This is a genomic window from Aeromonas sp. 19NY04SH05-1 (genome assembly GCF_040581895.1).
Lineage (GTDB): Bacteria > Pseudomonadota > Gammaproteobacteria > Enterobacterales > Aeromonadaceae > Aeromonas > Aeromonas enteropelogenes.
Window position 1 is genome coordinate 3,827,398 of record NZ_CP095328.1, and the last position, 25,367, is coordinate 3,852,764.

General features: G+C 60.2%; 20 protein-coding genes and 3 pseudogenes. 9 read left to right on the forward strand and 14 right to left on the reverse strand.

Translation table 11 applies throughout. From position 1 onward, the window contains the following. Positions 1 to 91: 91 nt before the first annotated feature. From MRK42_RS17525 to MRK42_RS17535, 3 genes and pseudogenes are all read right to left on the reverse strand, one after another. On the reverse strand, positions 92 to 364 hold the full coding sequence (locus MRK42_RS17525; RefSeq protein ID WP_004883563.1) for a hypothetical protein: 273 nt from the start codon (positions 362 to 364) through the stop codon (positions 92 to 94). Positions 365 to 491: 127 nt separating this feature from the next. Continuing rightward, positions 492 to 1,331, reverse strand: a complete 840-nt coding sequence (gene sul1 / locus MRK42_RS17530) for a sulfonamide-resistant dihydropteroate synthase Sul1 (protein WP_000259031.1) — start codon at positions 1,329 to 1,331, stop codon at positions 492 to 494. Further along, a pseudogene (locus MRK42_RS17535) lies at positions 1,325 to 1,531 on the reverse strand (SMR family transporter); the annotation flags it as partial. The pseudogene MRK42_RS17535 and the gene sul1, both read right to left, overlap by 7 nt. Before the next feature lie 298 nt (positions 1,532 to 1,829). Between MRK42_RS17535 and MRK42_RS17540 the strand changes: the two are divergent. From MRK42_RS17540 to MRK42_RS17550, 3 genes are read left to right on the forward strand one after another with little or no spacing between them, the layout of a single operon-like run. Next, positions 1,830 to 2,642 carry a subclass B1 metallo-beta-lactamase NDM-1 gene (locus MRK42_RS17540; protein WP_004201164.1) on the forward strand — a complete coding sequence of 271 codons (813 nt, stop codon included), beginning with the start codon at positions 1,830 to 1,832 and terminating at the stop codon, positions 2,640 to 2,642. A 3-nt stretch (positions 2,643 to 2,645) separates the two neighbouring features. Then, positions 2,646 to 3,011: a bleomycin binding protein Ble-MBL gene (ble, locus tag MRK42_RS17545; RefSeq protein WP_004201167.1), complete on the forward strand. Its 366-nt coding sequence runs from the start codon at positions 2,646 to 2,648 to the stop codon at positions 3,009 to 3,011. Positions 3,012 to 3,015: 4 nt separating this feature from the next. After that, positions 3,016 to 3,654 (forward strand): phosphoribosylanthranilate isomerase, encoded by a 639-nt coding sequence (locus tag MRK42_RS17550; protein WP_004201168.1) that lies wholly within the window; start codon positions 3,016 to 3,018, stop codon positions 3,652 to 3,654. 10 nt (positions 3,655 to 3,664) lie between these two features. On the opposite strand, the gene MRK42_RS17555 is transcribed toward MRK42_RS17550, so the two are convergent. After that, the gene (locus tag MRK42_RS17555; protein ID WP_004201169.1) at positions 3,665 to 4,696 is read right to left on the reverse strand and encodes a protein-disulfide reductase DsbD domain-containing protein; all 1,032 of its coding nucleotides are present in this window, start codon (positions 4,694 to 4,696) and stop codon (positions 3,665 to 3,667) included. A gap of 4 nt (positions 4,697 to 4,700) precedes the next feature. After that, positions 4,701 to 5,030, reverse strand: a complete 330-nt coding sequence (gene cutA / locus MRK42_RS17560) for a divalent-cation tolerance protein CutA (protein ID WP_004201171.1) — start codon at positions 5,028 to 5,030, stop codon at positions 4,701 to 4,703. A 193-nt stretch (positions 5,031 to 5,223) separates the two neighbouring features. On the opposite strand from cutA, the gene groES reads away from it, so the two are divergent. Together groES and groEL are read left to right on the forward strand one after the other, a co-directional pair. Continuing rightward, a complete protein-coding gene (gene groES, locus MRK42_RS17565; RefSeq protein ID WP_004201172.1) occupies positions 5,224 to 5,514 on the forward strand; it encodes a co-chaperone GroES in 291 nt (96 codons plus the stop codon). Between the two features lie 55 nt (positions 5,515 to 5,569). Beyond that, positions 5,570 to 6,475 (forward strand): annotated as a pseudogene (gene groEL / locus MRK42_RS17570) (chaperonin GroEL); the annotation flags it as partial. Positions 6,476 to 6,707: 232 nt separating this feature from the next. Here groEL and MRK42_RS17575 read toward each other — a convergent pair. The 9 genes and pseudogenes from MRK42_RS17575 to rlmD form a co-directional block, all read right to left on the reverse strand. Then, positions 6,708 to 7,574 (reverse strand): annotated as a pseudogene (locus MRK42_RS17575) (IS91-like element ISCR1 family transposase); the annotation flags it as partial. Between the two features lie 79 nt (positions 7,575 to 7,653). Beyond that, positions 7,654 to 8,409, reverse strand: a complete 756-nt coding sequence (gene istB / locus MRK42_RS17580) for an IS21-like element ISAs29 family helper ATPase IstB (RefSeq protein WP_000194037.1) — start codon at positions 8,407 to 8,409, stop codon at positions 7,654 to 7,656. Between the two features lie 14 nt (positions 8,410 to 8,423). After that, positions 8,424 to 9,965, reverse strand: coding sequence for an IS21-like element ISAs29 family transposase (istA, locus tag MRK42_RS17585; protein WP_111809685.1), 1,542 nt, complete (start codon positions 9,963 to 9,965; stop codon positions 8,424 to 8,426). 418 nt (positions 9,966 to 10,383) lie between these two features. Beyond that, a complete protein-coding gene (locus MRK42_RS17590; protein ID WP_354688394.1) occupies positions 10,384 to 12,057 on the reverse strand; it encodes a methyl-accepting chemotaxis protein in 1,674 nt (557 codons plus the stop codon). 345 nt (positions 12,058 to 12,402) lie between these two features. Then, a complete protein-coding gene (gene eno / locus MRK42_RS17595) occupies positions 12,403 to 13,704 on the reverse strand; it encodes a phosphopyruvate hydratase (RefSeq protein WP_042026918.1) in 1,302 nt (433 codons plus the stop codon). Positions 13,705 to 13,793: 89 nt separating this feature from the next. After that, entirely contained in the window at positions 13,794 to 15,431 is a 1,638-nt protein-coding gene (pyrG, locus tag MRK42_RS17600) for a glutamine hydrolyzing CTP synthase (protein WP_026458419.1), read from the reverse strand. 141 nt (positions 15,432 to 15,572) lie between these two features. After that, a complete protein-coding gene (gene mazG / locus MRK42_RS17605) occupies positions 15,573 to 16,370 on the reverse strand; it encodes a nucleoside triphosphate pyrophosphohydrolase (RefSeq protein ID WP_042071257.1) in 798 nt (265 codons plus the stop codon). Between the two features lie 177 nt (positions 16,371 to 16,547). Continuing rightward, positions 16,548 to 18,761, reverse strand: a complete 2,214-nt coding sequence (gene relA / locus MRK42_RS17610) for a GTP diphosphokinase (protein WP_042026921.1) — start codon at positions 18,759 to 18,761, stop codon at positions 16,548 to 16,550. Between the two features lie 270 nt (positions 18,762 to 19,031). Continuing rightward, the gene (gene rlmD, locus MRK42_RS17615; protein ID WP_354688395.1) at positions 19,032 to 20,354 is read right to left on the reverse strand and encodes a 23S rRNA (uracil(1939)-C(5))-methyltransferase RlmD; all 1,323 of its coding nucleotides are present in this window, start codon (positions 20,352 to 20,354) and stop codon (positions 19,032 to 19,034) included. 153 nt (positions 20,355 to 20,507) lie between these two features. Between rlmD and barA the strand changes: the two genes are divergently transcribed. From barA to MRK42_RS17635, 4 genes are all read left to right on the forward strand, one after another. Next, positions 20,508 to 23,216: a two-component sensor histidine kinase BarA gene (gene barA / locus MRK42_RS17620; protein WP_354688396.1), complete on the forward strand. Its 2,709-nt coding sequence runs from the start codon at positions 20,508 to 20,510 to the stop codon at positions 23,214 to 23,216. An 87-nt stretch (positions 23,217 to 23,303) separates the two neighbouring features. Next, positions 23,304 to 23,783, forward strand: a complete 480-nt coding sequence (locus MRK42_RS17625; protein WP_026456175.1) for a DUF1456 family protein — start codon at positions 23,304 to 23,306, stop codon at positions 23,781 to 23,783. A gap of 16 nt (positions 23,784 to 23,799) precedes the next feature. After that, positions 23,800 to 24,657 carry an N-acetylmuramoyl-L-alanine amidase gene (locus MRK42_RS17630; RefSeq protein ID WP_354688397.1) on the forward strand — a complete coding sequence of 286 codons (858 nt, stop codon included), beginning with the start codon at positions 23,800 to 23,802 and terminating at the stop codon, positions 24,655 to 24,657. A 126-nt stretch (positions 24,658 to 24,783) separates the two neighbouring features. Next, positions 24,784 to 25,251 (forward strand): Dps family protein, encoded by a 468-nt coding sequence (locus tag MRK42_RS17635; protein WP_026456176.1) that lies wholly within the window; start codon positions 24,784 to 24,786, stop codon positions 25,249 to 25,251. The last annotated feature ends 116 nt before the right edge of the window (positions 25,252 to 25,367 follow it).

Consider the following 25,367-nt stretch of genomic DNA (forward strand, 5'->3'; position numbering starts at 1 on the left):
ACCTGTAAAACGGAAAGGCTCATTGAAGCCGTATATTTTCTGGAGGTTCATCAGGCGCGGAACTCATCGAGGCGCGGGAATAAAATCCCATTCAGACGCCGGATAGATTCAAGCAAGCCAACTTGTCGTCAAAATCGGTGTTGCAAAAACGGGAGTGACCATAGATTCCGTTTTCTGAGGCGATCCCTAGGAGCTCGGATCTCAGGACGAAGGTCTCCGCGAATGTCCGGTCGATCCGCGCGACGTCCCAGGCGGGCGTTCCCTTGGCGGACATCCACGCCGCAGCGTCGTGCATCAGCCGCACAACCTCGTCGATATCACCCGAGCAGGCGACCCGAACGTTCGGAGGCTCCTCGCTGTCCATTCGCTCCCCTGGCGCGGTATGAACCGCCGCCTCATAGTGCAGTTTGATCCTGACGAGCCCAGCATGTCTGCGCCCACCTTCGCGGAACCTGACCAGGGTCCGCTAGCGGGCGGCCGGAAGGTGAATGCTAGGCATGATCTAACCCTCGGTCTCTGGCGTCGCGACTGCGAAATTTCGCGAGGGTTTCCGAGAAGGTGATTGCGCTTCGCAGATCTCCAGGCGCGTGGGTGCGGACGTAGTCAGCGCCATTGCCGATCGCGTGAAGTTCCGCCGCAAGGCTCGCTGGACCCAGATCCTTTACAGGAAGGCCAACGGTGGCGCCCAAGAAGGATTTCCGCGACACCGAGACCAATAGCGGAAGCCCCAACGCCGACTTCAGCTTTTGAAGGTTCGACAGCACGTGCAGCGATGTTTCCGGTGCGGGGCTCAAGAAAAATCCCATCCCCGGATCGAGGATGAGCCGGTCGGCAGCGACCCCGCTCCGTCGCAAGGCGGAAACCCGCGCCTCGAAGAACCGCACAATCTCGTCGAGCGCGTCTTCGGGTCGAAGGTGACCGGTGCGGGTGGCGATGCCATCCCGCTGCGCTGAGTGCATAACCACCAGCCTGCAGTCCGCCTCAGCAATATCGGGATAGAGCGCAGGGTCAGGAAATCCTTGGATATCGTTCAGGTAGCCCACGCCGCGCTTGAGCGCATAGCGCTGGGTTTCCGGTTGGAAGCTGTCGATTGAAACACGGTGCATCTGATCGGACAGGGCGTCTAAGAGCGGCGCAATACGTCTGATCTCATCGGCCGGCGATACAGGCCTCGCGTCCGGATGGCTGGCGGCCGGTCCGACATCCACGACGTCTGATCCGACTCGCAGCATTTCGATCGCCGCGGTGACAGCGCCGGCGGGGTCTAGCCGCCGGCTCTCATCGAAGAAGGAGTCCTCGGTGAGATTCAGAATGCCGAACACCGTCACCATGGCGTCGGCCTCCGCAGCGACTTCCACGATGGGGATCGGGCGAGCAAAAAGGCAGCAATTATGAGCCCCATACCTACAAAGCCCCACGCATCAAGCTTTTGCCCATGAAGCAACCAGGCAATGGCTGTAATTATGACGACGCCGAGTCCCGACCAGACTGCATAAGCAACACCGACAGGGATGGATTTCAGAACCAGAGCGTTAGGGAAGGTGCGAATAAGTCACCAAGTACAAAAATACGCCTTTGTAAGCATTTGAATTAAATCGACTAAAATTTTCAGTTTTGTTGTGGAGGGTACTTGTTCTCACCTTCCTTAGATTGGCTTACACCATTAGAGAAATTTGCTCAGCTTGTTGATTATCATATGGCTTTTGAAACTGTCGCACCTCATGTTTGAATTCGCCCCATATTTTTGCTACAGTGAACCAAATTAAGATCATCTATTTACTAGGCCTCGCATTTGCGGGGTTTTTAATGCTGAATAAAAGGAAAACTTGATGGAATTGCCCAATATTATGCACCCGGTCGCGAAGCTGAGCACCGCATTAGCCGCTGCATTGATGCTGAGCGGGTGCATGCCCGGTGAAATCCGCCCGACGATTGGCCAGCAAATGGAAACTGGCGACCAACGGTTTGGCGATCTGGTTTTCCGCCAGCTCGCACCGAATGTCTGGCAGCACACTTCCTATCTCGACATGCCGGGTTTCGGGGCAGTCGCTTCCAACGGTTTGATCGTCAGGGATGGCGGCCGCGTGCTGGTGGTCGATACCGCCTGGACCGATGACCAGACCGCCCAGATCCTCAACTGGATCAAGCAGGAGATCAACCTGCCGGTCGCGCTGGCGGTGGTGACTCACGCGCATCAGGACAAGATGGGCGGTATGGACGCGCTGCATGCGGCGGGGATTGCGACTTATGCCAATGCGTTGTCGAACCAGCTTGCCCCGCAAGAGGGGATGGTTGCGGCGCAACACAGCCTGACTTTCGCCGCCAATGGCTGGGTCGAACCAGCAACCGCGCCCAACTTTGGCCCGCTCAAGGTATTTTACCCCGGCCCCGGCCACACCAGTGACAATATCACCGTTGGGATCGACGGCACCGACATCGCTTTTGGTGGCTGCCTGATCAAGGACAGCAAGGCCAAGTCGCTCGGCAATCTCGGTGATGCCGACACTGAGCACTACGCCGCGTCAGCGCGCGCGTTTGGTGCGGCGTTCCCCAAGGCCAGCATGATCGTGATGAGCCATTCCGCCCCCGATAGCCGCGCCGCAATCACTCATACGGCCCGCATGGCCGACAAGCTGCGCTGAGCCATGGCTGACCACGTCACCCCCAATCTGCCATCGCGCGATTTCGATGTGACAGAGGCGTTTTATGCGAAGCTGGGCTTTGCGACGAGTTGGAAGGATCGCGGCTGGATGATCCTGCAGCGCGGCGGTTTGCAGCTCGAATTCTTCCCCTATCCTGACCTCGACCCAGCTACGAGCTCGTTCGGCTGTTGCCTGCGGTTGGATGATCTCGATGCCATGGTGGCATTGGTGAACGCGGCGGGAGCCGAGGAAAAAAGCACCGGCTGGCCGCGCTTCAAAGCTCCGCAACTGGAGGCGAGCGGCCTGAGGATCGGCTACCTGATCGATCCCGACTGCACGCTGGTGCGGCTGATCCAGAACCCCGACTGACCGCATGCCCGCGAAAATCAAGATTTGCGGGATCAGCACACCCGAGGCGCTCGATGCGACCATCGCGGCGCGGGCGGACTATGCCGGGTTGGTGTTCTATCCAGCGTCGCCCCGTGCGGTTACGTCGAATGTCGCGGGCGCTTTGACATCGCGCGCAGCTGGCCAGATCGCCATGGTCGGTTTGTTCGTCGATGCGGATGATGCTGTCATCGCCGACGCACTGGTGGCAGCCAAGCTGAACGCGCTGCAGCTGCACGGTTCGGAATCGCCCGAACGCGTGGCCCAGTTGCGCGCGCGGTTTGGCAAGCCGGTGTGGAAGGCGCTGCCCGTCGCCAGCGCCAGCGATGTCGCACGCGCCGCAGCCTATGCCGGGGCGGCGGACTTGATCTTGTTCGACGCCAAGACCCCCAAAGGCGCGCTGCCCGGCGGCATGGGGTTGGCGTTCGACTGGTCGCTGCTGGCCGGATATCGCGGTGCCTTGCCGTGGGGGCTGGCAGGCGGGCTAAATCCGACGAATGTTGCCGAGGCGATTGCGCGCACCGGAGCGCCGCTGGTCGATACCTCCAGCGGCGTCGAAAGCGCGCCGGGCGTCAAGGATACCGACAAGATTACCAATTTCGCCTTTGCGGTGCGCTTGGCCTAAATCGCGTCGATCAATAGGCGTCGTTCAGCGCAAAGATCGGCTTGCGGGTGCGCCACTGCCCTCGGGTGAAGTCGGGAAAATCTAACGTGCGATTGCCCTCAGCAATCGATTGTTCCGACAGAGGCGTGATCGCGCTCCAGGCCAGCGCGTCGTAAATGTCGATTGGCATCGGGGCCTTGGCCTTCAGCGCCTCGACAAAAGCGTGGATCACGAACCAGTCCATCCCGCCATGCCCGGCCCCTGCCGCCAGATCGGCGTAGCGTTTCCATAGCGGGTGATCGTATTTCGCAAACCAGCCCTCGGCAGGCTCCCAGCGGTGCGGCTGTGGGCTCTTGCCCTCCAGATAGATCGACTTGTTGACGTCCATCCACAGCCCCTCGGTGCCTTGCACCCGAAAGCCGAGAGAATAGGGGCGCGGCAGCGAGGTGTCGTGGCACAGCATGATCGTTTCACCATTAGTGCAGCCGATCATGGTGTTGACCACATCACCCAGTGCGAATTTCACCTCGGCGTTGGGATGATCGGCAGAGCCGTTCTTGACGACATAATCATGCAGCCCGCGCGCCTTACAGCCGAAGCCGCCAGCGCCCGCTTCGCCCGGCAACGCGACCTTCAGGGTGCGGGTCTGCGGCGGGTAGCACACGCCGGCATCGGCGCAGCCCTGGTACTTCACGGTCAGGGTGGTCGCGCTCGCGCCGGCCGCGGGCGTGCCGGTGAGGGTGCCGAGCAATTCCTTGCGGTAGGTTTCGACGTCGCCGAAGAATTCGTCGCGGTAGGCCTTGCCCTTCGGCAGCGCCATGGTCGCGCCGGTGAAGGCGGCATCGGCCTTGACCGAGGTGCGGTGCCGGTACAGGTAATAGCCGTCGGCGATCCGCCAGCGCACCTCGATGCGGTCCGGCGCGGTGGCCTGCGCGGACAGGACGAAGACCTCGTCGACCGGCGGCAGTTCGAAGTCCTGGGCGACGGCCGAGGTCGCGGGCAGCGCAAGCAGCAGGGCGAGCCCGGCCAGCCAGCGGCGCAGGCGGATCGTGGATGCGGTCATTGGCTCAGTTTACCGGTCGGCTCTCGGCGGCCAGCCATTGCAGGTATTCGGGCAGGCCGGACGCGGCTTCGACCGCGAGCAGCTCCGGGAGTTCGTAGGGATGCAGTTGGCGCAGGCGTTCCTGCAGGGCGGGGTAGGCCTCGGCACTGGTCTTGACCAGCAGCAGGACCTCGGCCGCGGCCTCGACCTTGCGTTGCCAGCGATAGACCGAACGCAGGCCGGGCAGGAGGTTGACGCAGGCGGCCAGGCGCTCGGCCACCAGCGCGGTGGCGATGCGCTCGGCGCTGTCGGCGTCGGGACAGGTGCAGAAGCAGATCAGGGCGCTCACCGGCATAGGGTAGCGGCTGCCCCGATCCGGCGGGCCTGGCGGACATCCGCGTGCGGCCCTTGAAAGTCGGCGGGCCCGCCCCATCTCGGTGGCATGCCGGGTTCGCCCGGTTCTGTTGTCCGCGGTTTGGCACTCGCTTCGCGCGACTGCTAAAATCGCCGGGTTTTTCCACGTCAATCAACCATTTACCGAGGTTGCCATGTCCAATATCAAGCCGCTGCACGACCGCGTGGTCATCAAGCGCATGGAAGAAGAGAAGCTGTCCGCCGGCGGGATCGTGATCCCGGATTCGGCCACCGAGAAGCCGATCAAGGGCGAAGTCGTCGCCGTCGGCACCGGCAAGGTGCTGGACAACGGCCAGGTCCGCGCGCCGCAGGTCAAGGTCGGCGACAAGGTGCTGTTCGGCAAGTACAGCGGCACCGAAGTGAAGCTGGACGGCGTCGAGCTGCTGGTGGTGAAGGAAGACGACCTGTTCGCGATCCTCGGCTGATCGCGCGTCGCTCCCACACATTTCTCATCCGAATAATTTTTCGAGGTAATTCGCAATGGCTGCCAAGGACATTCGTTTCGGCGAAGACGCGCGCTCCAAGATGGTGCGCGGCGTCAACGTGCTCGCCAACGCCGTGAAGGCGACCCTCGGCCCGAAGGGCCGCAACGTCGTGCTGCAGAAGAGCTACGGCGCGCCGACCATCACCAAGGACGGCGTCTCCGTCGCCAAGGAAATCGAACTGGCTGACGCGTTCGAGAACATGGGCGCGCAGATGGTGAAGGAAGTCGCTTCCAAGACCTCCGACAACGCCGGCGACGGCACCACCACCGCCACCGTGCTGGCGCAGGCGTTCATCCGCGAGGGCATGAAGGCGGTCGCCGCCGGCATGAACCCGATGGACCTGAAGCGCGGCATCGACCAGGCGGTGAAGGCCGCGGTCGGCGAACTGAAGTCGCTGTCCAAGCCGTCGTCGACCAGCAAGGAAATCGCCCAGGTCGGCGCGATCTCCGCGAACTCGGATGCCAACATCGGCGACCTGATCGCGCAGGCGATGGACAAGGTCGGCAAGGAAGGCGTGATCACGGTCGAGGAAGGCAGCGGCCTGGACAACGAACTCGACGTGGTCGAGGGCATGCAGTTCGACCGCGGCTACCTGAGCCCGTACTTCGTCAACAACCAGCAGTCGATGTCGGCCGACCTGGATGATCCCTTCATCCTGCTGTACGACAAGAAGATCTCCAACGTGCGCGACCTGCTGCCCGTCCTCGAGGGCGTGGCCAAGGCCGGCAAGCCGCTGCTGATCGTGGCGGAGGAAGTCGAAGGCGAAGCGCTGGCGACCCTGGTGGTCAACACCATCCGCGGCATCGTCAAGGTCTGCGCGGTGAAGGCCCCGGGCTTCGGCGACCGTCGCAAGGCGATGCTGGAAGACATGGCGATCCTGACCGGCGGCGTGGTGATTTCCGGGTATAGGAAGTATAAACCACCTTTTTGCTCCTCATCCGAAGTATCTTACCTGAAATTCCCTCACTCGTTTACCGCTCAAGCCCCAATTTTAACTGCCGGTCCAGCCTAAACCGCTCTAATAAGGTTCGATTTGGCGGTAAAATCTCTAGCCTGATAGCTCGAGAGATACAAACTGCCCCACCGCCCCGTTTAAAAGTTGGCAGTGTTGAGCAGTGTTGGATTTGGGGTCGTCAGTCAAAGAGACGACTCTGTGATGGATCGAACAGGCTGGGAGTCAGTGGCGGCGCTCGTTCTGGTGGCAGCTCACGCTGCTTGGCGGCATTCGCCTTGGCTGTTTTCTGTTTCAGATGCTTGAGAATCTGCTCAATGACCTTCGGATCTTCGATGCTGGCAATCACTTTGACGTGACCGCCGCAGTGTTCGCAGACTTCAATATCAATATTGAAGACTCGCTTGAGGCGTTGCATCCAGGTCATGGCGCGGTGGCGCTCTGCAGGACTCTTGTCACGCCAGTTAGTATCGAGACCTTCCGATTTGTCGGGCTTCTTGCCCCGCTTGGCGGGTGTTACTTGAACTCGGTGTTTGCTGTTCGGTGCAAAGACGCCGTGGAAGCGTGTGAGGTTGACTCGCGGCTTAGGTACCAACGCAGCGAGTTTGGCGATGAAGTCCAGCGGCTCGAAGATCACATGGGTGGTGCCATTGCGGTACGGAGTTTTGAGCTCGTAACGCACCTGCCCATTGGCGGTTAATGCCAGACGTTTTTCTGAAACCGCTGGCCGACTAATGTAGCGACACAAGCGCTCAAGCTTATCCCGCTGATGCGCTTCGGCCATCACACCGGCGTGTAGCGAGAAACCAGCATGGTTGGCTACTCGACTGCTTGAGTCGGCTTTATCCTCACGCCCTGGCAAGGTTTGCAGGGTGAAGACTTTGCGCCCTTGCTGGGGGCCGACGGCAATGCGATACGTAACCGAAGCACCATGTAATTGAGTCAGCGTATCGTCTTCGCCCTCTTCCAGTGTCAACCACGTATTCTCGGCATCACGCTCCAAAATCCCACGCTTTTCCATGCAGCGAGCGATGCGATGGCTGAGGGTGCGTATTCCGGCGAAGTTGAACAGCCATTCCGGCCAACGTGAACACCCTGATCCTTAACGCGCTCACGTCACCCCGTTTCTAACTCGAGTGTTCAGATTGGGTCAACTCACTTCTCCTCTTTCTCATCGATTCTCCCTTCAGTGACAGCCGGTGAGCGTTGTGCATCAGCCGGTCCAGGATCGCATCTGCCAGAGTGTTGTCCCCCAAGCTCGCGTACCACTCTTCCGTTGGCAGCTGACTGACCACGACCGTCGAGTATTTCCCGTACCGATCATCCATGATCTCCAGCAGGGCGTTGCGCTGCTCGGCATTCACCGCTTCCAGTCCCCAGTCATCCAGGATCAGCAGCTCTATCCTTGCCAGTTGACCCAGCAGTCTGGCGTAACTGCCATCTACCTTGGCCTGGCTCAGCTCAAGTAGCAGACGCGGCAGCCGGTAGTAACGAGTGCTGTGCCCCTGCTGACAGGCTTGGTAGCCCAGCGCACAGGCTAGGTAGGTTTTTCCGCAGCCACAGGGGCCGGTAATGAGCAGGTTCTGGCCCCGGCGCAGCCACTCTCCTTGGGCCAGGTTTGCCACCTGTGACCGCTCCAGGTTGCGTGCAGACTGGTAGTCCACCTCTTGCACCGTGGCCTGGAGTTTGAGCCTCGCCTGCTTGACCAGCCGAGCTTGTTTACGCTGCTCCCGGCTCAGTTGTTCGTGTTCGACCAGCAGGCTTAGCCGCTCGATGAAGGGCAGCCCTTCGTAGGTACTTGCCTGTTCCAGTTGTTGTTGCACGGCATCCGCCATGCCAGTCAGTTTCAGGTGTCTCAAGCGGGTCAGCGTTTGTTGGGTCATGGGTTTTTTCCTCGTTAGTGGAAGCTCTGGGGGCCGCGGATGTTCTCGTGCTCTTGCGGCAGTTCTGGATAACTGAGCGGACTTGCGGGCAGTTGGTCGCGGCCACTGGTCAGCACCGACTTGAGCTGCTTGAGCCGCACCAGTCCTTCCCGGTTGGCCAGCTGGCAACAGCCTTCGACTCGTGATGGCGGATACTCCCGGCTAAGACTCAGCAGTCCCAGGCAGAGTCGGTATGCCTGCTCGGCATGGGCTTTCTCTGCCAGCCGTTCGCTAACCCAGCACAAGGTGCCCGGTCCGATGTCGGCAGCCCACTGCTTAAGACGCCCTGGCGTCCAGCGTTGCTGCTTGCTGTGACGTTCCGGCATGTGCTCAGGGAGTGTGCTCATCCCCGGGATGGTTTTACGCGGATGGCTCGCGACCAGCTGTTGCTGGTGATAGACCTGAAGCAGGGTATCGCCCGCATGGAGCTCCAGTTGCTGACCCACATACTGGTGCGGCACCGAGTAATGGTGCTGCTCATAACTGACGTGATAGTCGATGTTGACCTTGACCGTTTTGATGGCGACATAGCGATAGGGATGCACCGGTAGTGACCCCAGTGCCGGGCGGTCCAACTGCTCAAACGCCTCGCGTCGGTTACCGGGCAGCTGCTTGAACGGGCGCTCGTTGAGCTCATTCAACAAAGCCCGGATGCACTGGTTTAGCTCGGCAAGCGAGAAGAAGGTCTGATGGCGTAGACGAGCCAGGATCCAGCGCTCGACGATCTGCACACCCACCTCGGCCTTGGCTTTGTCCTTAGGCTTGTAAGGGCGAGCTGGCATCACCGCCACCTGATAGTGCTCGGCCAACTGCTGGTAGCTGGGGTTGAGCTCGGGATCGTATCGGCAAGCCTTGCTGACACCGCTCTTGAGGTTGTCGGGGATCAGCAGTACCGGTGTCCCGCCGAAAAACTCAAAGGCACGGACATGGCTTTGCAGCCAGTCCGGCAGTGACTGGGACCAGGTGGCCTCGGCAAAGGTGTAGTTGGACGCACCGAGCACGGCGACAAAGACTTGTGCCTGACGGACCTCACCCGTAGTCGGCGACACGATGGGCACCGTGGGCCCGCAGTAGTCGATAAAGAGCTTTTCCCCCGCCTTGTGGATCTGGCGCATGGAGCGCTTTTGCAACTGACACCAGGACTTGTAACGGTCACAGAACTGGGAGTAGCTGTAACAGCTATTGGGATAGCGCTGGGTGTACTCCTCCCAGAGCAGCTGTTTGGAGACCCCCTTGCGCTTGAGCTCCTGATGGACAGAGGGCCAATCCGGCACAACATGGCGGGCCGAGATGGTGGTATCGGCCTGCGGATAGAACAGGGCAGCCAGTCGGCCATCATCAAGCTCGGTAGGTAAGGGCCAGGTAAGGCCGAGCGCCTGGGCACTTTTGAGGAGTTTCTGGATGGAGCCGACACTGACCTTGGTACAGATACTGATTTGGCGAACAGAGAGGTCAGCTTCCAGCCGCAGTCGCAGCACTTCACGAATTTTACGCATTGCAATCCTCTTGGCAGACATAGGCTCTTCCCTGGCAAAAGGGAGAGCGTATCAAAGGTTTTTAAATCAATGCGTTAAGGATGATTCCGGTGAATGTGAACAGTGATTCCGGGATGTTGAACACTGTTTCCGGAAAGGAGGGGCGAAGTGTTCAGGTTGAACCGGAATGAGCGTTCACATTGGTCCGGAAATGGTGTTCACGTTGAATCGGAATTGGTGTTCATGATCGGCCGGAATATGCACAGGGGAGGGAGTCACTCTGCGACAACGCAGCCTCCAACTCCCCGGTGCAATGCGCTGCGCTTATTGCCCCCTACCCCACAATACCCCTTACCCACCACCCCACTCCCGCAGGGCGGGCGAAATCCCGGTAGCACCAAGCCGCCAGGCTTGCTCTCTTGGCCACAGCAAAGGAGCCTGACCGGGCTCCTTGTTCGTTCTATATCTGGAATCGCTCCACCAACCGATGCAGGGTACGGCCCGAGTCGGCCAGCTCCTCGCAGGTATGGCGGGTGGCATCGGCCCCCTCGCTCAGCTCGGCCACGATCTGCTGGATCGCCACCAGGTTGCGGTTGATCTCCTCGGTCACCGCATGCTGCTGCTCGGCGGCGCTGGCGATCTGCAGGTTCATGTCGTTGATGGTGGTGATGGCGCTGCTCATCTCGTCAAGGTTGGTCACCAGGGCGCCGGTCTCCGCCAGGGTATTGCTGTGGCGGGCCTGGCTCTCGCTCATCAGGGAGCCGGCTGTGGTCACCATCTGTTGCAGCCGCTGCAGCATGGTGCCGATCTCGACCGTGCTCTGCTGGGTGCGGGAGGCAAGCTGGCGCACCTCGTCGGCCACCACGGCAAAGCCGCGTCCCTGCTCGCCGGCCCGGGCCGCCTCGATGGCAGCATTGAGCGCCAGCAGGTTGGTCTGATCGGCAATCCCCGAGATAACCCCCACCACGTTCTGGATCTGATCCGTCTCGCGGGTCAGGGTGCTTATCTGTTCGTGAATGGCATTAAGGTCGGTGATCAGGGTGTCGATGCCATCCATGGCGCGGGTGATCACCACCCGGGTCTGGCGCGACAGGTTGTCGGCACTGCCGGTGGCGGCGGCCGCATCGCCGGCGTTGCCCGCCACGCTGTGGGCGGTGGAGCTCATCTCTGTCATGGCGGCCACCACCTGTTCTGTCTCCCTATGATGGGAGCTCATGCGGGAGAGGTAGTCGCCGGACTGGCGCTGCAGGGTCTCAACCGACTGGTAGACCCGATCCGAGGCCGACGTCACCTGCTCCACCAGATGGTGGATCTTCTCGATAAAGCCGTTGAAGCTGCGGGCGAGATCGCCCAGCTCATCCCCCTGCTCCAGCTTGAGGCGGCGGGTGAGATCCCCCTCGCCGTGGGCGAGATCGTGAAAACTCTCCACCAGGGTCTGGATCGGCCGGGTGATGGAGCGCGACACCCAGAGGCCGCCAACGATGGCAAGCAGGGTCAGCAACAGCGAGGTGAGCAGGGTATCACGCATGGTGATGGCCAGTTCGGCCTCCCCTTCCTCACGGACCCTGGCCACCGCATCGTCGATGTCGTCGATATAGAAACCGGTGCCCAGCACCCAGCCCCACTGGGGCAGCAGCACGGCATAGCCGAGCTTGGGTTGCTCGCTCCCCTTGGAGGGCTTGTCCCAGATAAAGCGCGAATAGCCGTCACCGCTCTCGGCCGCCTTGATGATATCGAGGATCACCTTGTTGCCTTCGCTGTCGGTCATGCCGGAGAGATCCTTGCCCTCCAGCGCCTGCTTGATGCCATGGGCGATGTTGATCCCCCTGGTGTCGTAGACGTAGAAGTAACCGTCCTCGGCATAGCGCAGGGTGCGCAGTATGCCCTTGGCCTGCTCGCGGGCCTCGGGGCTGTCCTGGCTGAGCAGATGGGCGATGGCGGTTCTGGCCATCAGCACGTGTTCGGCCAGTGCCACCTTCTTCTGCTCGAGGGCACTGGCGCGGTAACGATCGAGTTGATCCGTCAGGGACTGCTGTGCGCGCCACCAGATCCCGACATTGAGCAGCAGGGCCATCATCAGAATGGGGACTATGGCCAGGGTCAGGGTCTTGCCCCTGATGGAGAGATGTTTCATCTGCGTAGACATCCTTTGTGCAAGCGTTTGCCGGATATCATAAAAGACTTATTTATCAGTGACTGTTAACAAGATCATGGCTTTGGCCGCTGGCCCCTTTTCAAACCCGCAGCAAGCTCGAAACGCACTATCCCCCGGCACCCCATACGCCTTTTGGCAGGGACAGCCCGTTATCGCCACACTTCAATGTGCCCTGCTCTACTCTTGCCTTGCCTGCATAAGGGCTAGGCAGACGTTCCGCAATCGACACAGTTGGCAGGCTCAGCGCAATCTGCAGACGAAAAAAAACCGGAACCCAAGGGTTCCGGTTTTTCTCACACCAGCCGAGGCTGGTTAACCAGCAAATCAAGCCTGGTTTTTAACTTCTTTCAGACCGCGGAACGGAGCCTTCTCACCCAGCGCTTCTTCGATACGGATCAGCTGGTTGTACTTGGCAACACGGTCAGAACGGCTCATGGAACCGGTCTTGATCTGGCCAGCAGCGGTACCAACAGCCAGGTCGGCGATGGTCGCGTCTTCGGTCTCACCGGAGCGGTGGGAGATGACGGCGGTGTAGCCAGCGTCTTTGGCCATCTTGATGGCAGCCAGAGTTTCGGTCAGGGAACCAATCTGGTTGAACTTGATCAGGATGGAGTTGGCGATGCCGTTGTCGATACCGCGCTTCAGGATCTTGGTGTTGGTTACGAACAGGTCGTCACCCACGATCTGGATTTTCTTGCCCAGTTTCTGGGTCTGGTAGGCGAAGCCTTCCCAGTCAGATTCGTCCAGGCCATCTTCGATGGAGACGATCGGGAACTTGGCAGTCAGCTCTTCCAGGAAGTCGGAGAAACCGTTGGAGGTGAAGACACGGCCTTCGCCTTTCAGGTTGTACTCTTTCTTCTCTGCGTCGTAGAACTCGGAAGCAGCGCAGTCCATAGCCAGGGTCACGTCGGTGCCCAGCTTGTAACCGGCAGCAGCAACGGCTTCAGCGATCACTTCCAGCGCTTCGGCGTTGGATTTCAGGTTAGGAGCGAAACCACCTTCGTCACCAACGGCAGTGTTGTAACCCTTGGCCTTCAGTACTTTGGCCAGGTTGTGGAACACTTCGGCGCCCATACGAACGGCTTCTTTCAGGGTCTTGGCGCCAACCGGCTGGATCATGAACTCCTGGATGTCGACGTTGTTGTCGGCGTGCTCACCACCGTTGATGATGTTCATCATGGGCAGCGGCATGGAGTAAACACCCGGGGTGCCGTTCAGCTCGGCGATGTGGGCGTACAGCGGCAGGCCTTTGGCAGCAGCAGCAGCCTTGGCGTTGGCCAGGGAAACAGCCAGGATGGCGTTGGCGCCGAACTTGGATTTGTTCTCGGTACCGTCGAGGTCGATCATGATCTGGTCGACAGTGGCCTGGTCCTTGGCATCTTTACCCAGCAGAGCTTGAGCGATCGGGCCGTTTACGGCTTCGATGGCTTTCAGCACGCCTTTACCCAGGAAACGGCTCTTGTCGCCGTCACGCAGTTCCAGCGCTTCGCGGGAACCGGTGGACGCGCCAGACGGAGCGGCTGCCATACCAACAAAACCACCTTCCAGGTGAACTTCGGCCTCAACGGTCGGGTTACCACGGGAGTCGATGATTTCACGACCGATCACTTTAACGATCTTGGACATGTGTATTTCCTCAGGTTTCGTAAAAAAACAACAAAAATATGCCAAAAAAAGCGGCTGTGGCACAGTGCCCCAACCGCATTTATTTTCAATTACTTCAAATTACGCTTCTGGTACTCACCTGCCGCCTTCACGAAACCGGCGAACAGGGCGTGGCCATCACGAGGAGTAGAGGTGAACTCCGGGTGGAACTGGGCCGCGACAAACCAAGGATGATCCGGGATCTCGATAATTTCCACCAGCTTCTTGTCGGCGGAGAGACCGGTCACCTTCAGGCCTGCTGCCTCGATCTGCGGCAGCAGCTTGTTGTTAACTTCATAACGGTGGCGGTGACGCTCGTAAATGGTCGGGCTGCCGTACATCTGACGTACCTTGGAACCTTCGACCAGGTGGCAGAGCTGGGAACCCAGACGCATGGTGCCACCCAGATCGGACTTCTCGGTACGAGTCTCGACGTTGCCCTCTTCATCCACCCATTCGGTGATGAGGCCAACCACCGGATAGGGGCACTCTTTCTTGAACTCGGAGGAGTGAGCCCCTTCCATGCCCGCCACGTTGCGGGCGTATTCGATCAGCGCGACCTGCATGCCGAGGCAGATGCCCAGATACGGGATCTTGTTCTCACGGGCATACTTGGCGGCCAGGATCTTGCCTTCCACGCCGCGCTCGCCGAAGCCGCCCGGCACCAGGATCGCATCCAGACCTTCCAGTAGCTCGGCGCCACGGGTCTCGATGTCCTGGGAATCGATGTACTTGATGTTGACGGAGAGACGGGTCTTCAGACCGCCGTGCTTGAGCGCCTCGTTGACGGACTTGTAGGCGTCCGGCAGGGAGACGTACTTGCCCACCATGCCGATGGTTACTTCGGCGGTCGGGTTGGCCTCTTCGTAGATAACCTGTTCCCACTCGGCCAGGTCGGCCTCTTTGCACTCGATGCCGAAGCGCTCGGTGATGTAGGAGTCCAGGCTCTGGGATTTCAGCAGTGCCGGGATCTTGTAGATGGAGTCGACGTCCTTCATGGAGATGACGGCGCGCTCCGGTACGTTACAGAACAGGGCGATCTTGGCGCGCTCGTTGGCCGGAATGGCGCGGTCGGAGCGGCAGATCAGCACATCCGGCTGGATACCGATGGAGAGCAGCTCTTTGACGGAGTGCTGGGTCGGCTTGGTCTTCACCTCGCCGGCGGCGGCCAGGTAAGGAACCAGAGTCAGGTGCATGAACATGGCGTTGTTGCGGCCCACTTCGGCAGCCAGCTGACGAATGGCCTCGAGGAACGGCAGGGACTCGATATCGCCCACGGTACCGCCCACCTCGACGATGGCAACCTGATGACCTTCGGCACCGGCAATCACCCGCTCCTTGATGGCGTTGGTGATGTGCGGGATCACCTGGATGGTGGCGCCCAGGTAGTCACCACGACGTTCTTTGCGCAGCACGTCTGCGTAGATGCGGCCGGTGGTGAAGTTGTTGCGACGGGTCATCTTGGTGCGGATGAAACGCTCGTAGTGGCCCAAATCCAGATCGGTTTCGGCCCCGTCCTCGGTTACGAACACTTCACCATGCTGGGTCGGGCTCATGGTGCCCGGATCCACGTTGATATAGGGGTCCAGTTTCATGATGGTCACATCCAGACCACGGGCTTCCAGAATGGCTGCCAGAGAAGCTGCGGCAATGCCTTTGCCGAGGGATGAAACAACGCCACCAGTTACAAAAATATATTTTGTCGTCATGCTGAACCTGAAAGAAGTTTAGGGAATTTTAAGGGGTGCTTCGGGGATGAAGCAGGACGGGGAAACAGTATACCAAAAACCCCTCTCCCAAACAATGAGCAAAAATCTATCAGGCTCCTTGCCGCCCCGTCTTGCGCCAAATCAACTTTGCTCGGTTTCCTTGGCTCTATCCCAGGCTGCATCGAGCTTCTCCAGTGAGCAGTCGGTCATTTTCAGCCCTTCCGCGGCGATAAACTGCTCAACCTGACGAAACCGTCGCTCGAACTTGGCGTTGGCGGCTCGCAGCACCTGTTCCGGATCCTTGCCCAGATGACGCACCAGGTTGACGGTGGCAAACAGCAGGTCGCCAAGCTCGTCGCTCACCCGCGCCTCATCCACATCGGCCATCAGCGCCTCTTCCATCACCTCGTCAATCTCCTCGTGGATTTTGTCCACCACGGGGCCCAAGGTCTTCCAGTCAAAACCAACGGTGGCGCAGCGCTTCTGGATCTTGGCGGCTCGAGTCAGGGCCGGCAGCGAGAGGGGGATGTCATCGAGCACGCTCTCTTTGTCTAGCGCCGCCCGCTCTTTGGCCTTTTCCGCCTCCCAGTTTGCCTTGACCGCCTGCTCATCGCCGAGATCGGCATTCGAGAAGACATGGGGGTGACGGCGAATGAGCTTCTCGCTCACCGTATCGACGATGTCGGCAAAGTCGAACAATCCCTGCTCCTTGCCAAGCTGGGCATAGAAGACTACCTGAAACAGCAGATCCCCCAGTTCCCCTTTCAGCCCCTGCCAATCTTCGGTCTCGATGGCGTCGGCCACCTCGTAGGCCTCCTCCAGGGTGTGGGGCACTATGGTCTTGAAGCTCTGCTTGAGATCCCAGGGGCAGCCATTTTGCGGGTCGCGCAGGCGGGACATGATATCGAGCAGTTGAGGCAGGTCGTAACGTTGAGACATGGGTTATTCACTTTCGATTCGTTAAATGGGGATGAACCAACGTCAGGCCACGCAGCCGGTCAATATCATGTCGAGCAGTTGGGGCAGGCCATCACGTTGAGACATGGGTTATTCGCTTTTTCTTCGTGCAACAGGGGGATAAAACAGTGACCGGCCACAGGGGCCGGTCAGTCGGTATCAGAGGCGCTTGGCGCTGATCACATCGTTGAGCTGGCTCAGCTTGGCCAACGCCCGGTTGAAAGCGTTGATGTTGTAAATTTCCAGCTCCATGTCGATCTCGGCGGTCTGCTCGCGCACGTTGGAGCGTGAGCGCACCCCCATCACGTTGATCTTCTCGTTGGCGAGCACGGTGGTGATGTCGCGCAGCAGGCCGGATCTGTCGTTGGAGAGGATGCGGATGGTGAGGCCGTAACCGCCGGAGTAGTTCTCCCCCCATACCGCATCGATCAGCCGCTCCGGGTTGCGGCGCGACAGCTCTTTGAGCTGCTCGCAATCCTCCCGGTGGATGGAAACGCCACGGCCCATGGTGATGAAGCCCTGGATGGCATCCCCGGGGATCGGCTGGCAGCAGCGGGCGATATGGGTCATCAGGTTGCCGACCCCTTCCACCACTATGTGATCCTTGGGCTTGTGGCGGAACGGTGCGTTGGCCTTCTGCTCCAGCTTCTCCAGCAGGCGGCGATCTTCCTCCTCCGCCGTCGGCTTGTTGTAGCAGGTGTCCAGGTAGTTGATCACCTGGTTGATGCGGATGTCGCCGCTACCGATGCCGGCCAGCAGATCGTCGGTGCTCTCCAGATTGAAGCGGCGCAGCATGCTGCCCTTGTCGATCTTGGCCATGCTGAGGTTGTGGCGATCCAGCTCCTTGTCGAACAGCTCGCGCCCGGCGACGATGTTCTTGTCCCGATCCAGCTTTCTGAACCAGGTGGCCACCTTGGCCCGCGCCCGGCTGGAACGCAGGAAGCCGGAGTTGGGGTTCATCCAATCGCGGCTCGGGTTCGGCTCCTTCTGGGTGATCACTTCCACCTGATCGCCGGTCTGCAGGGCATAGGTGAACGGCACGATACGGCCGTCGATCTTGGCGCCGATGCAGCGGTGGCCGATCATGCTGTGGACGTGATAGGCAAAGTCGAGTGGCGTGGCCCCCGCCGGCAGGTCGATGACATCCCCTTTCGGAGTGAAGACGTAGACCCTGTCCTCGAACACCTGACTGCGCAGATCCTCGAGCAGTGAGCCACTCTCGGAGAGATCCTCCTGCCAGGCGAGCAGCTTGCGCAGCCACTCGATCTTGTCTTCGAAGTTGCCCCCCTTGCCGCCGGCCTGGGCCCCTTCCTTGTAGCGCCAGTGGGCCGCAACTCCGAGCTCGGCATCCTGATGCATCTGATCGGTGCGGATCTGGATCTCCACCGTCTTGCCCTCGGGCCCCACCACCACGGTATGGATGGACTGGTAGCCGTTGGGTTTGGGGTTGGCGACATAGTCGTCAAACTCGCGGGGAATATGGTGGAAGTGGGTGTGAACGATGCCGAGCGCCGCATAGCAATCCTGCAGCCGCTTGGTCACCACCCGCACCGCGCGCACGTCGAACAGCTCGTTGAATTCGAGGTGCTTCTTCTGCATCTTGCGCCAGATGCTGTAGATGTGTTTCGGGCGGCCATAAACCTCGGCCTCGACCCCCGCCTCTTTCAGGGCATCGCGCAGGGACTGCACGAACTCGCGGATGTAGCGCTCCCGATCGAGGCGCTTCTCGTCGAGCTGTTTGGCGATCTGCTTGTAGGTATCAGGGTGCAGGTAGCGGAAGGCGAGATCCTCGAGCTCCCACTTGAGCTGACCGATGCCGAGGCGGTTGGCAAGCGGAGCATAGATGTTGGTGATCTCCTGGGCCATCAGCACCCGGGTCTCTTCATCCGCCTTCTTCGCCTCCCGCAGGCAGGCGATCCGTTCCGCCAGCTTGATGACCACGGCGCGCACATCCTCGACCATGGCAAGCAGCATGCGCCGCACATTGTCGACCTGCTCAGGCGAAGTCTCGCTCCGATGCAGGGTCTGCAAGGAGCGGATGGCCTCCATCTCCAGCACCCCTTCCACCAGCTTGGCGATCTTGGGCCCGAAGTCCTCATCCATCCGCTCCTGGCTGATGAGACCGGCTTCGACAAAGGGATAGATGATGGCGGCCTTGAGGGTCGCGATATCCATGCTGAGCATCAGCAGGATGCCCACCATCTCGATGCCGCGCACCAGCAGCTTGCTGGTCAGCGCCTCGTCACCGAGCGTCAGACAATACTGGTAGACGGTTCGCAGCTGATCCTTGTCACTGTCACTTAAGGAGAGCGAGCCGACCCACTCCTCCAGGGTGAAGTTGTCTTTCAAATGAATATCGCGAACCGCAACCATGGTATCAATCCTTTAAATTGTTGGGCCGAAAGCTGACGCTTCCTCCCCTCTCATCTGATGATGACTGCTTCAAATGGGGATATCCGGAGAACTATTCAAGGCGCACCGCCCAAAGGCAGATGTGTTCTCCAGCAGGCCCTGCCTACGTACCGAGGGGTTAGATTACCCCATTCACTCCTGCTCAGACAGCGCCATGGGGGCGAAAGAACAAGAGAAAAGCGGGCGTCATGGGCCCTCTCCCGATCCCGTGACAGGGAGCCCATGCAAGGGTCACTCCCGCACAAACAGCGCCATGGACTCCAGGTGACCAGTGTGAGGGAACATGTCGAGCATCCCCAATCTGGCCAGCCGGTAGCCGCCCTTCACCAGCACCTGGCTGTCACGGGCCAGGGTCACCGGATTACAGGAGACGTAGACCACCCGCTTGGGAGAAAGTTTCGCCACGTGTCCCATCACTTCCAGGGCACCGGGGCGCGCCGGATCCAGCAGCACCAGGTCGAACCCTTCCCGTGCCCAGGACATGCCGACGATATCGCCACTCAAGTCCGCCTTGTAGAAACGGGCGTTGTCGATGCCATTGCGACGGGCGTTCTCCTCGGCGCGGGCCACCATGGCCAGCTCCCCTTCCACCCCCACCACTTCGCGGGCCTGCCGGGCCAGCGGCAGGGTGAAGTTGCCGATGCCGCAGAAGAGATCGAGCACCTTGTCATCCTTGCCAGCCTCGAGCCAGTTCAGTGCCTGCTCTACCATGCGCAGGTTGACCGGGCCGTTGACCTGGATGAAGTCACCGGGAGCGAATGCAAGAGACAGGCCATCGAGCGAGTAGGAGGGTTCGAATTGTTGATGCAGCGGCTCTATCTGCTCGTCGTTCGCCTGCAGATAGAGGTCGATCCCCTGTTCTGCGGCAAACGCCACCAGCAGGGCGCGGTCGGTCTCGTTGGGGCGCCCGGTGTGACGCAGCAGCAGCATGATCCCCTGCTCTGACTGGATCAGCTCCGCATGGCCCAGTTCACGCTGACTCTTGAGGCGATTGAGGCAGGCACGCAACGGGGTGATCAGAGCCGAGAGCGGTGCGGCCAGCACGGGGCACCCCTCAATCTCGACCAGATCATTGGTATTGCGACGACGAAAACCGACCCGGGTGCAGCGACCGTTTTTGTCAAACTTGATGGCGAGGCGACAGACCCGGCGATAGGCCCTATCTTCACCGCTCAGCACAGGCTCAAGGGTGGGGGCCTTGATGTTGCCAAGACGTTCGAACAGGCTGATCAGCCCGGCCGCCTTGGCGGCCTGTTGATCATCCACCGACATATGCTGGGCACTGCAACCGCCGCACTCGCGATAGTGGCTGCAAAACGGAGCGATGCGATTGGCCGCCGGCGTCACCACCTGTTGCAGCGCCGCATGGCCATAGTGCTTCTTCTCTTCGGTGATGCGGGCCTTGACCGTCTCGCCGGGCAGCGCCCCTTCAACGAAGATCGCCTTGCCCTGGTGGCGACCGATGCCGACACAGTGGTGGTCCAGAGTGTCTATCGTAAATTCAATACGTTGGGGCTGGGTGGACTTCTTTTGGGGCTTGAAAAACTGGGCCATAAAACTTGGTGCCTATAGGTGGCTATGTCATGATTGTGGAATCTGCAGCCGGGTATTGTCCCACAAGAATAATAGTATGACCAAATACGGCCACAGAGCCCGTGCATTGCCGTTCACCCTATCGCCAACCCCGTTTACTGGTGGCCTGTTCGTATGACCAAATATGGCCTGAGAGCACGCGTTCTCGCCTTTACCATACTGCCTACCCTGTTGATCGGCGGCCTGATGGCCGGTTACTTCACCTTCCACCGCTATCAGCAGCTGGAAAACAACCTGATCGATCAGGGCATCAACATCATCGAACCCCTCGCCATCGCCAGCGAATATGGCATGACCCAGCACAGCCGGGAGTCGCTCAAACGGCTGATAGGGCTGACCCATCGCAAGAATTCGCCGCTCATCAAGTCCATCGCCGTCTTCACCCAGGACAACCAGCTGTTCGTCACCTCCAACTACCACAGGGACTTTACCCGGCTGCGGCTGCCCGACGGCCAGTCCATCCCGGAGCTGACCAGTGTCACCTTCCAGGGGGATGACATCATATTGCGCACCCCTATCCAGGCCGAAACCAGCCTGGAGGGCTTCCCGCTGCCAAGCGATGTAGAGCCACCGATGATCGGTTATATCTCCATGCAGATAACGACCGATCGCGCCATGTTACTTCACTATCGCGACACCTTCTTCGCCGTCATTATGGTGATTATCGGGGTGGCATTCAGCACCCTGTTTGGCTTCCGCCTGGTCAAGAGCGTGACCCAGCCCATCACCGACATGGTGCAGGCGGTGCACAAGATCAGGGAGGGTCGCCTCGACACCCGGGTCAACGGCCAGCTCACCGGCGAGCTGGACATGCTGAAAAACGGCATCAACGCCATGGCCAAGGCGCTCTCCGAATACCATGAGGAGATGCAACAGAATATCGATCAGGCCACCTCGGACCTTCGTGAAACCCTGGAGCAGATCGAGATCCAGAACGTCGAGCTCGACATGGCCAAGAAGCGCGCCCAGGAGGCGGCCCGGGTCAAGTCCGAGTTTCTCGCCAACATGTCCCACGAGCTGCGCACCCCGCTCAACGGCGTTATAGGCTTTACCCGCCAGCTGCTGAAAACCAGCCTGACCCCGAGCCAGACCGACTACATGCAGACCATCGAAAAGTCGGCCCGTAATCTCCTTGGCATCATCAACGACATCCTCGATTTCTCGAAACTCGAGGCGGGCAAGCTGCAGCTGGAACATATTCCCTTCAGCCTGCGCGACACCCTCAACGAGACCATGCATCTGCTTGGCCCCAGCGCCCACGACAAGCAGCTGGAGCTCTCCCTGCGAGTGGATGCCGAGGTGCCGGACTACCTCACCGGTGACCCCATGCGCCTGCAGCAAGTACTGACCAATCTCGCCGGCAACGCCATCAAGTTTACCGAGCAGGGCAACGTGGATGTACACATCCAGCAGATCGGCAGCAGCCATCACAAGGTGAGGCTCAATGTCCAGATCCGCGATACCGGCATCGGCATCTCGGAAGAGCAGCAGCGCCAGCTGTTCCAGGCCTTCAACCAGGCCGACTCCTCCATCTCCCGCCGTTATGGCGGCACAGGCCTCGGTCTCGTCATCACCCAGAAGCTGGTGCAACAGATGGGCGGCCAGATCCGGTTCGAATCGGAACTCGGCAAAGGCTCGGTCTTCTCGTTCAGCCTGGATGTGGAGGTCTCCCCCCTGCCCCAGGCCGACTCTCTGCCGCTGGATCGCATCCGCGGCAAACGACTCTGGCTGCTGGAGCCGGATCCCTTTGCCCAGGCCTCCCTGCGCGCCCTGCTGGCCGAGTGGCAGCTGGATGTCCAGCTGCTGGCACATGACGCCCCCTGGCCCGAGATGAGCAGCCAGGAGATGGTGATCATCGGCAGCAGCACCCTGCACACGCCGCAGCAGGTACTGACTCGTCTCGATGCCCTCGATGGGCGCCAGAACACCATAGTGCTGCTCAGCAGCCACGATCCGGCACTCTATGAGGCGATGCAGGCCCACGGAGCCCAGCACTGTCTCTCCAAACCGGTCAACCATCGCAAGCTGCTGCACGCCCTGCTCACCCCGGAGGCGAACCACCAGCTATTGCCGGCCCAGCCCAGTCCGCGTCAGTTGCAGCCGATCAAGGTGCTGGCGGTGGATGACAATGCCGCCAACCTCAAACTGATCGCAGCCATGCTCAAGGAGATGGTGAGCCAGGTGGTGGTGTGCAAGAACGGCAAGGAAGCGGTCAAACAGGCCCAGAGCCAGCCGTTTGACATCATCTTCATGGATATCCAGATGCCCATCATGGATGGCATCAGCGCAACCCAGGCGATCCGCAGCCAGTCCCTCAACACCAGCACGCCGATCGTCGCGGTCACCGCCCACGCCATTCCAGGCGAGCGGGAGCGCCTGATCCGCCAGGGGATGGATGACTATCTGGCCAAGCCCATCGACGAGAGCATGCTGGCCCAGCTCATCGCCGACTTTGCCCATCGCCGCCACCAGAACTACGGTGATCAGCAGATAGACTGGTCGCTGGCGGTGCGCCAGGCCGCCGGCAAGGAGGCGCTGGCCAGGGAGATGCTGACCATGTTGCTGGCCAACTTCGACGAGGTGGAACCTGTACTGGAATCTGCCCTGAACGGCGCCATCGAAGATAGCGAGGTGCTGGCCCAGATCCACCGCCTCAACGGTGGCTGTGCCTACTCCGGAGTGCCCGGTCTACAGCGATTGCTCTCACAACTCGAACAACAGCTGCGCGACGGCGTACCGGTCAGCGAGCTGGAACCCGAGCTGCTGGAGTTGCAGGATGCGCTGGCGCTGGTGCGCCAGGAGGCCCCCCGCTATCTGGCGTGAGCCCCGGGGTTTTGGCTGTAGATCCCCGCTTTTTCTGACGCGGGGCACGCCAGATGGTACAGTTGCGCCGTTTTCACAGGAGTCAGCATGACCAATAACGATATTCTGCGCCGCCTGCGCTACGCCCTCAGCATCAGCAACGATCAGATGGTCGACATGTTTGCCAAGGGCAACCTGACCGTCACCCATGCCCAGTTGCACGGCTGGCTGCTGAAAGAAGCCGAAGAGGGAGAAGTGCAGGACCCGGCTTTTGCCGCCTGCCCCGATTCGGCCCTGAGCCAGTTCCTCGACGGTTTCATCGCCACCCGCCGCGGCGTGCGGGAAGATGCGCCGCCCCAGGTGATCCCGAACCGGATCAACAACAACCTGATCCTGCGCAAGCTGCGCATCGGCCTCAACTTCAAAGAGGAAGACATGCTTGGCACCCTCAAGCTGGCCAACTTCAACCTCTCCAAGTCCGAGCTGAGCGCCCTGTTCCGTGCCAGGGATCACAAGCACTACCAGGATTGCGGGGATCAGATCCTGCGCAACTTCCTCATCGGTCTGACCGCCAAGTATCGCGGCTAGGACCAGGCTCTTTCCCATGCCAGTGCGCCTCTCCTCCCTCCTACGGACCTCCCGGAGATGGCGCCCGCTTCTGCTGCTCCCGCTGCTCCTGCTGGGCAGCTGCACCCCGGCCGACTACCAGCTCTCCACCCGTTATCAGAGCGCCAGCCAGAATGAGCGCATCGCCTTTCTGATCCTGCACTACACGGACGAGGACGATGACAACTCTCTGCGCCTGCTGACCGAACCCGAGCACAAGGTGAGCGCCCACTATCTGATCCCCCGCGACAGCGATGAGACACCGCAGCCCGTCTATCAGCTGGTGCCGGACAGCCAGCGCGCTTGGCATGCGGGGCTCAGCCGCTGGCGGCAATATGCGGGGCTCAATGCCAGCTCCCTCGGCATCGAGATCGTCAACCTGGGCTATCCCCGGGAAGAGGAGTCCCTGTTCCCCCATGAGCGGCGCTGGCAACCGTTCACCCGAGCCCAGATCGCCGCCGTCGGCGCCCTGACCCGGGATCTTGTTGAACGCTACCAGATCCCGCCGACCCAGGTACTGGCTCACAGCGACGTGGCCCCGGAGCGCAAGCAGGATCCCGGTCCCCGCTTTCCCTGGCGCCAGCTCTATCTGGAATACGGGGTGGGAGCCTGGCCCGATGAAGAGCGGGTCACCGAGCTGCTTGCCGCCCCCTTGCCGCACTGGAACATCGCCACCTGGCAGCAACAACTGGCTCGTTACGGTTATGGCCTCCCAATCACCGGAGAGTGGGATGCCCAGAGCCGAGCCGTCATGCGCGCCTTTCAACTCCACTTTCGCCCGGCCCGGGTCGATAGCGAACCCGATCCCGAGAGCCAGGCCATCCTGATGGCCCTGCTGGAAAAGTACGGCAGCTAATCCCGCGAGCCGCCATTCGATAGCCATTCGCTATCAATCAGTTAGACACTAGCGATTATCCCTTCACTTTGTATGGCGGTACTCTGGCTCCGTTCCGAAATACGTTTCCAAATCTGGAGGTGAAAGATGAAAAGCCCGATTGGTCTTGATAGCGTTCAATCACAAGCCCTGGCTGCAGAACTGAACAAGTTGCTGGCCAGCTACCAGATCCTTTACATGAACGTCCGTGGTTTCCACTGGAATATCCGCGGCAACCAGTTCTTCGAACTGCACCTGAAGTTCGAAGAGATCTACAACGACCTGTTGCTCAAAGTCGATGCCCTGGCCGAACGCATCCTCACCCTGGATGGCGTGCCCATGCACAGCTTCAGCGACTATCTGAAGGTGTCGGCCATTGCCGAGCAAAAAGACATGCACGACGGCCGCGCCTGTGTCGAATCCCTGCTGGAGAGCTTCCGCGAATTGCTGATCGCCCAGCGCCGCATTCTGGGACAGGCCGCTGACGCCGGTGACGAGGGTACAGCCTCCATCCTCTCTGACTATGTGCAGCAGCAGGAAAAACTGGTCTGGATGTTGCGCGCCTACCTGGCCTGATCCGTTTTGTAACCCGTTGAGTTGTGAACCCTGAATAGTCTCTCCTGTTTATCCCCCCGCTTGCCGCCCCCCGATGGGCGGCTTTTTTGTTTTTGATCTGCATCAATGAAAAATGA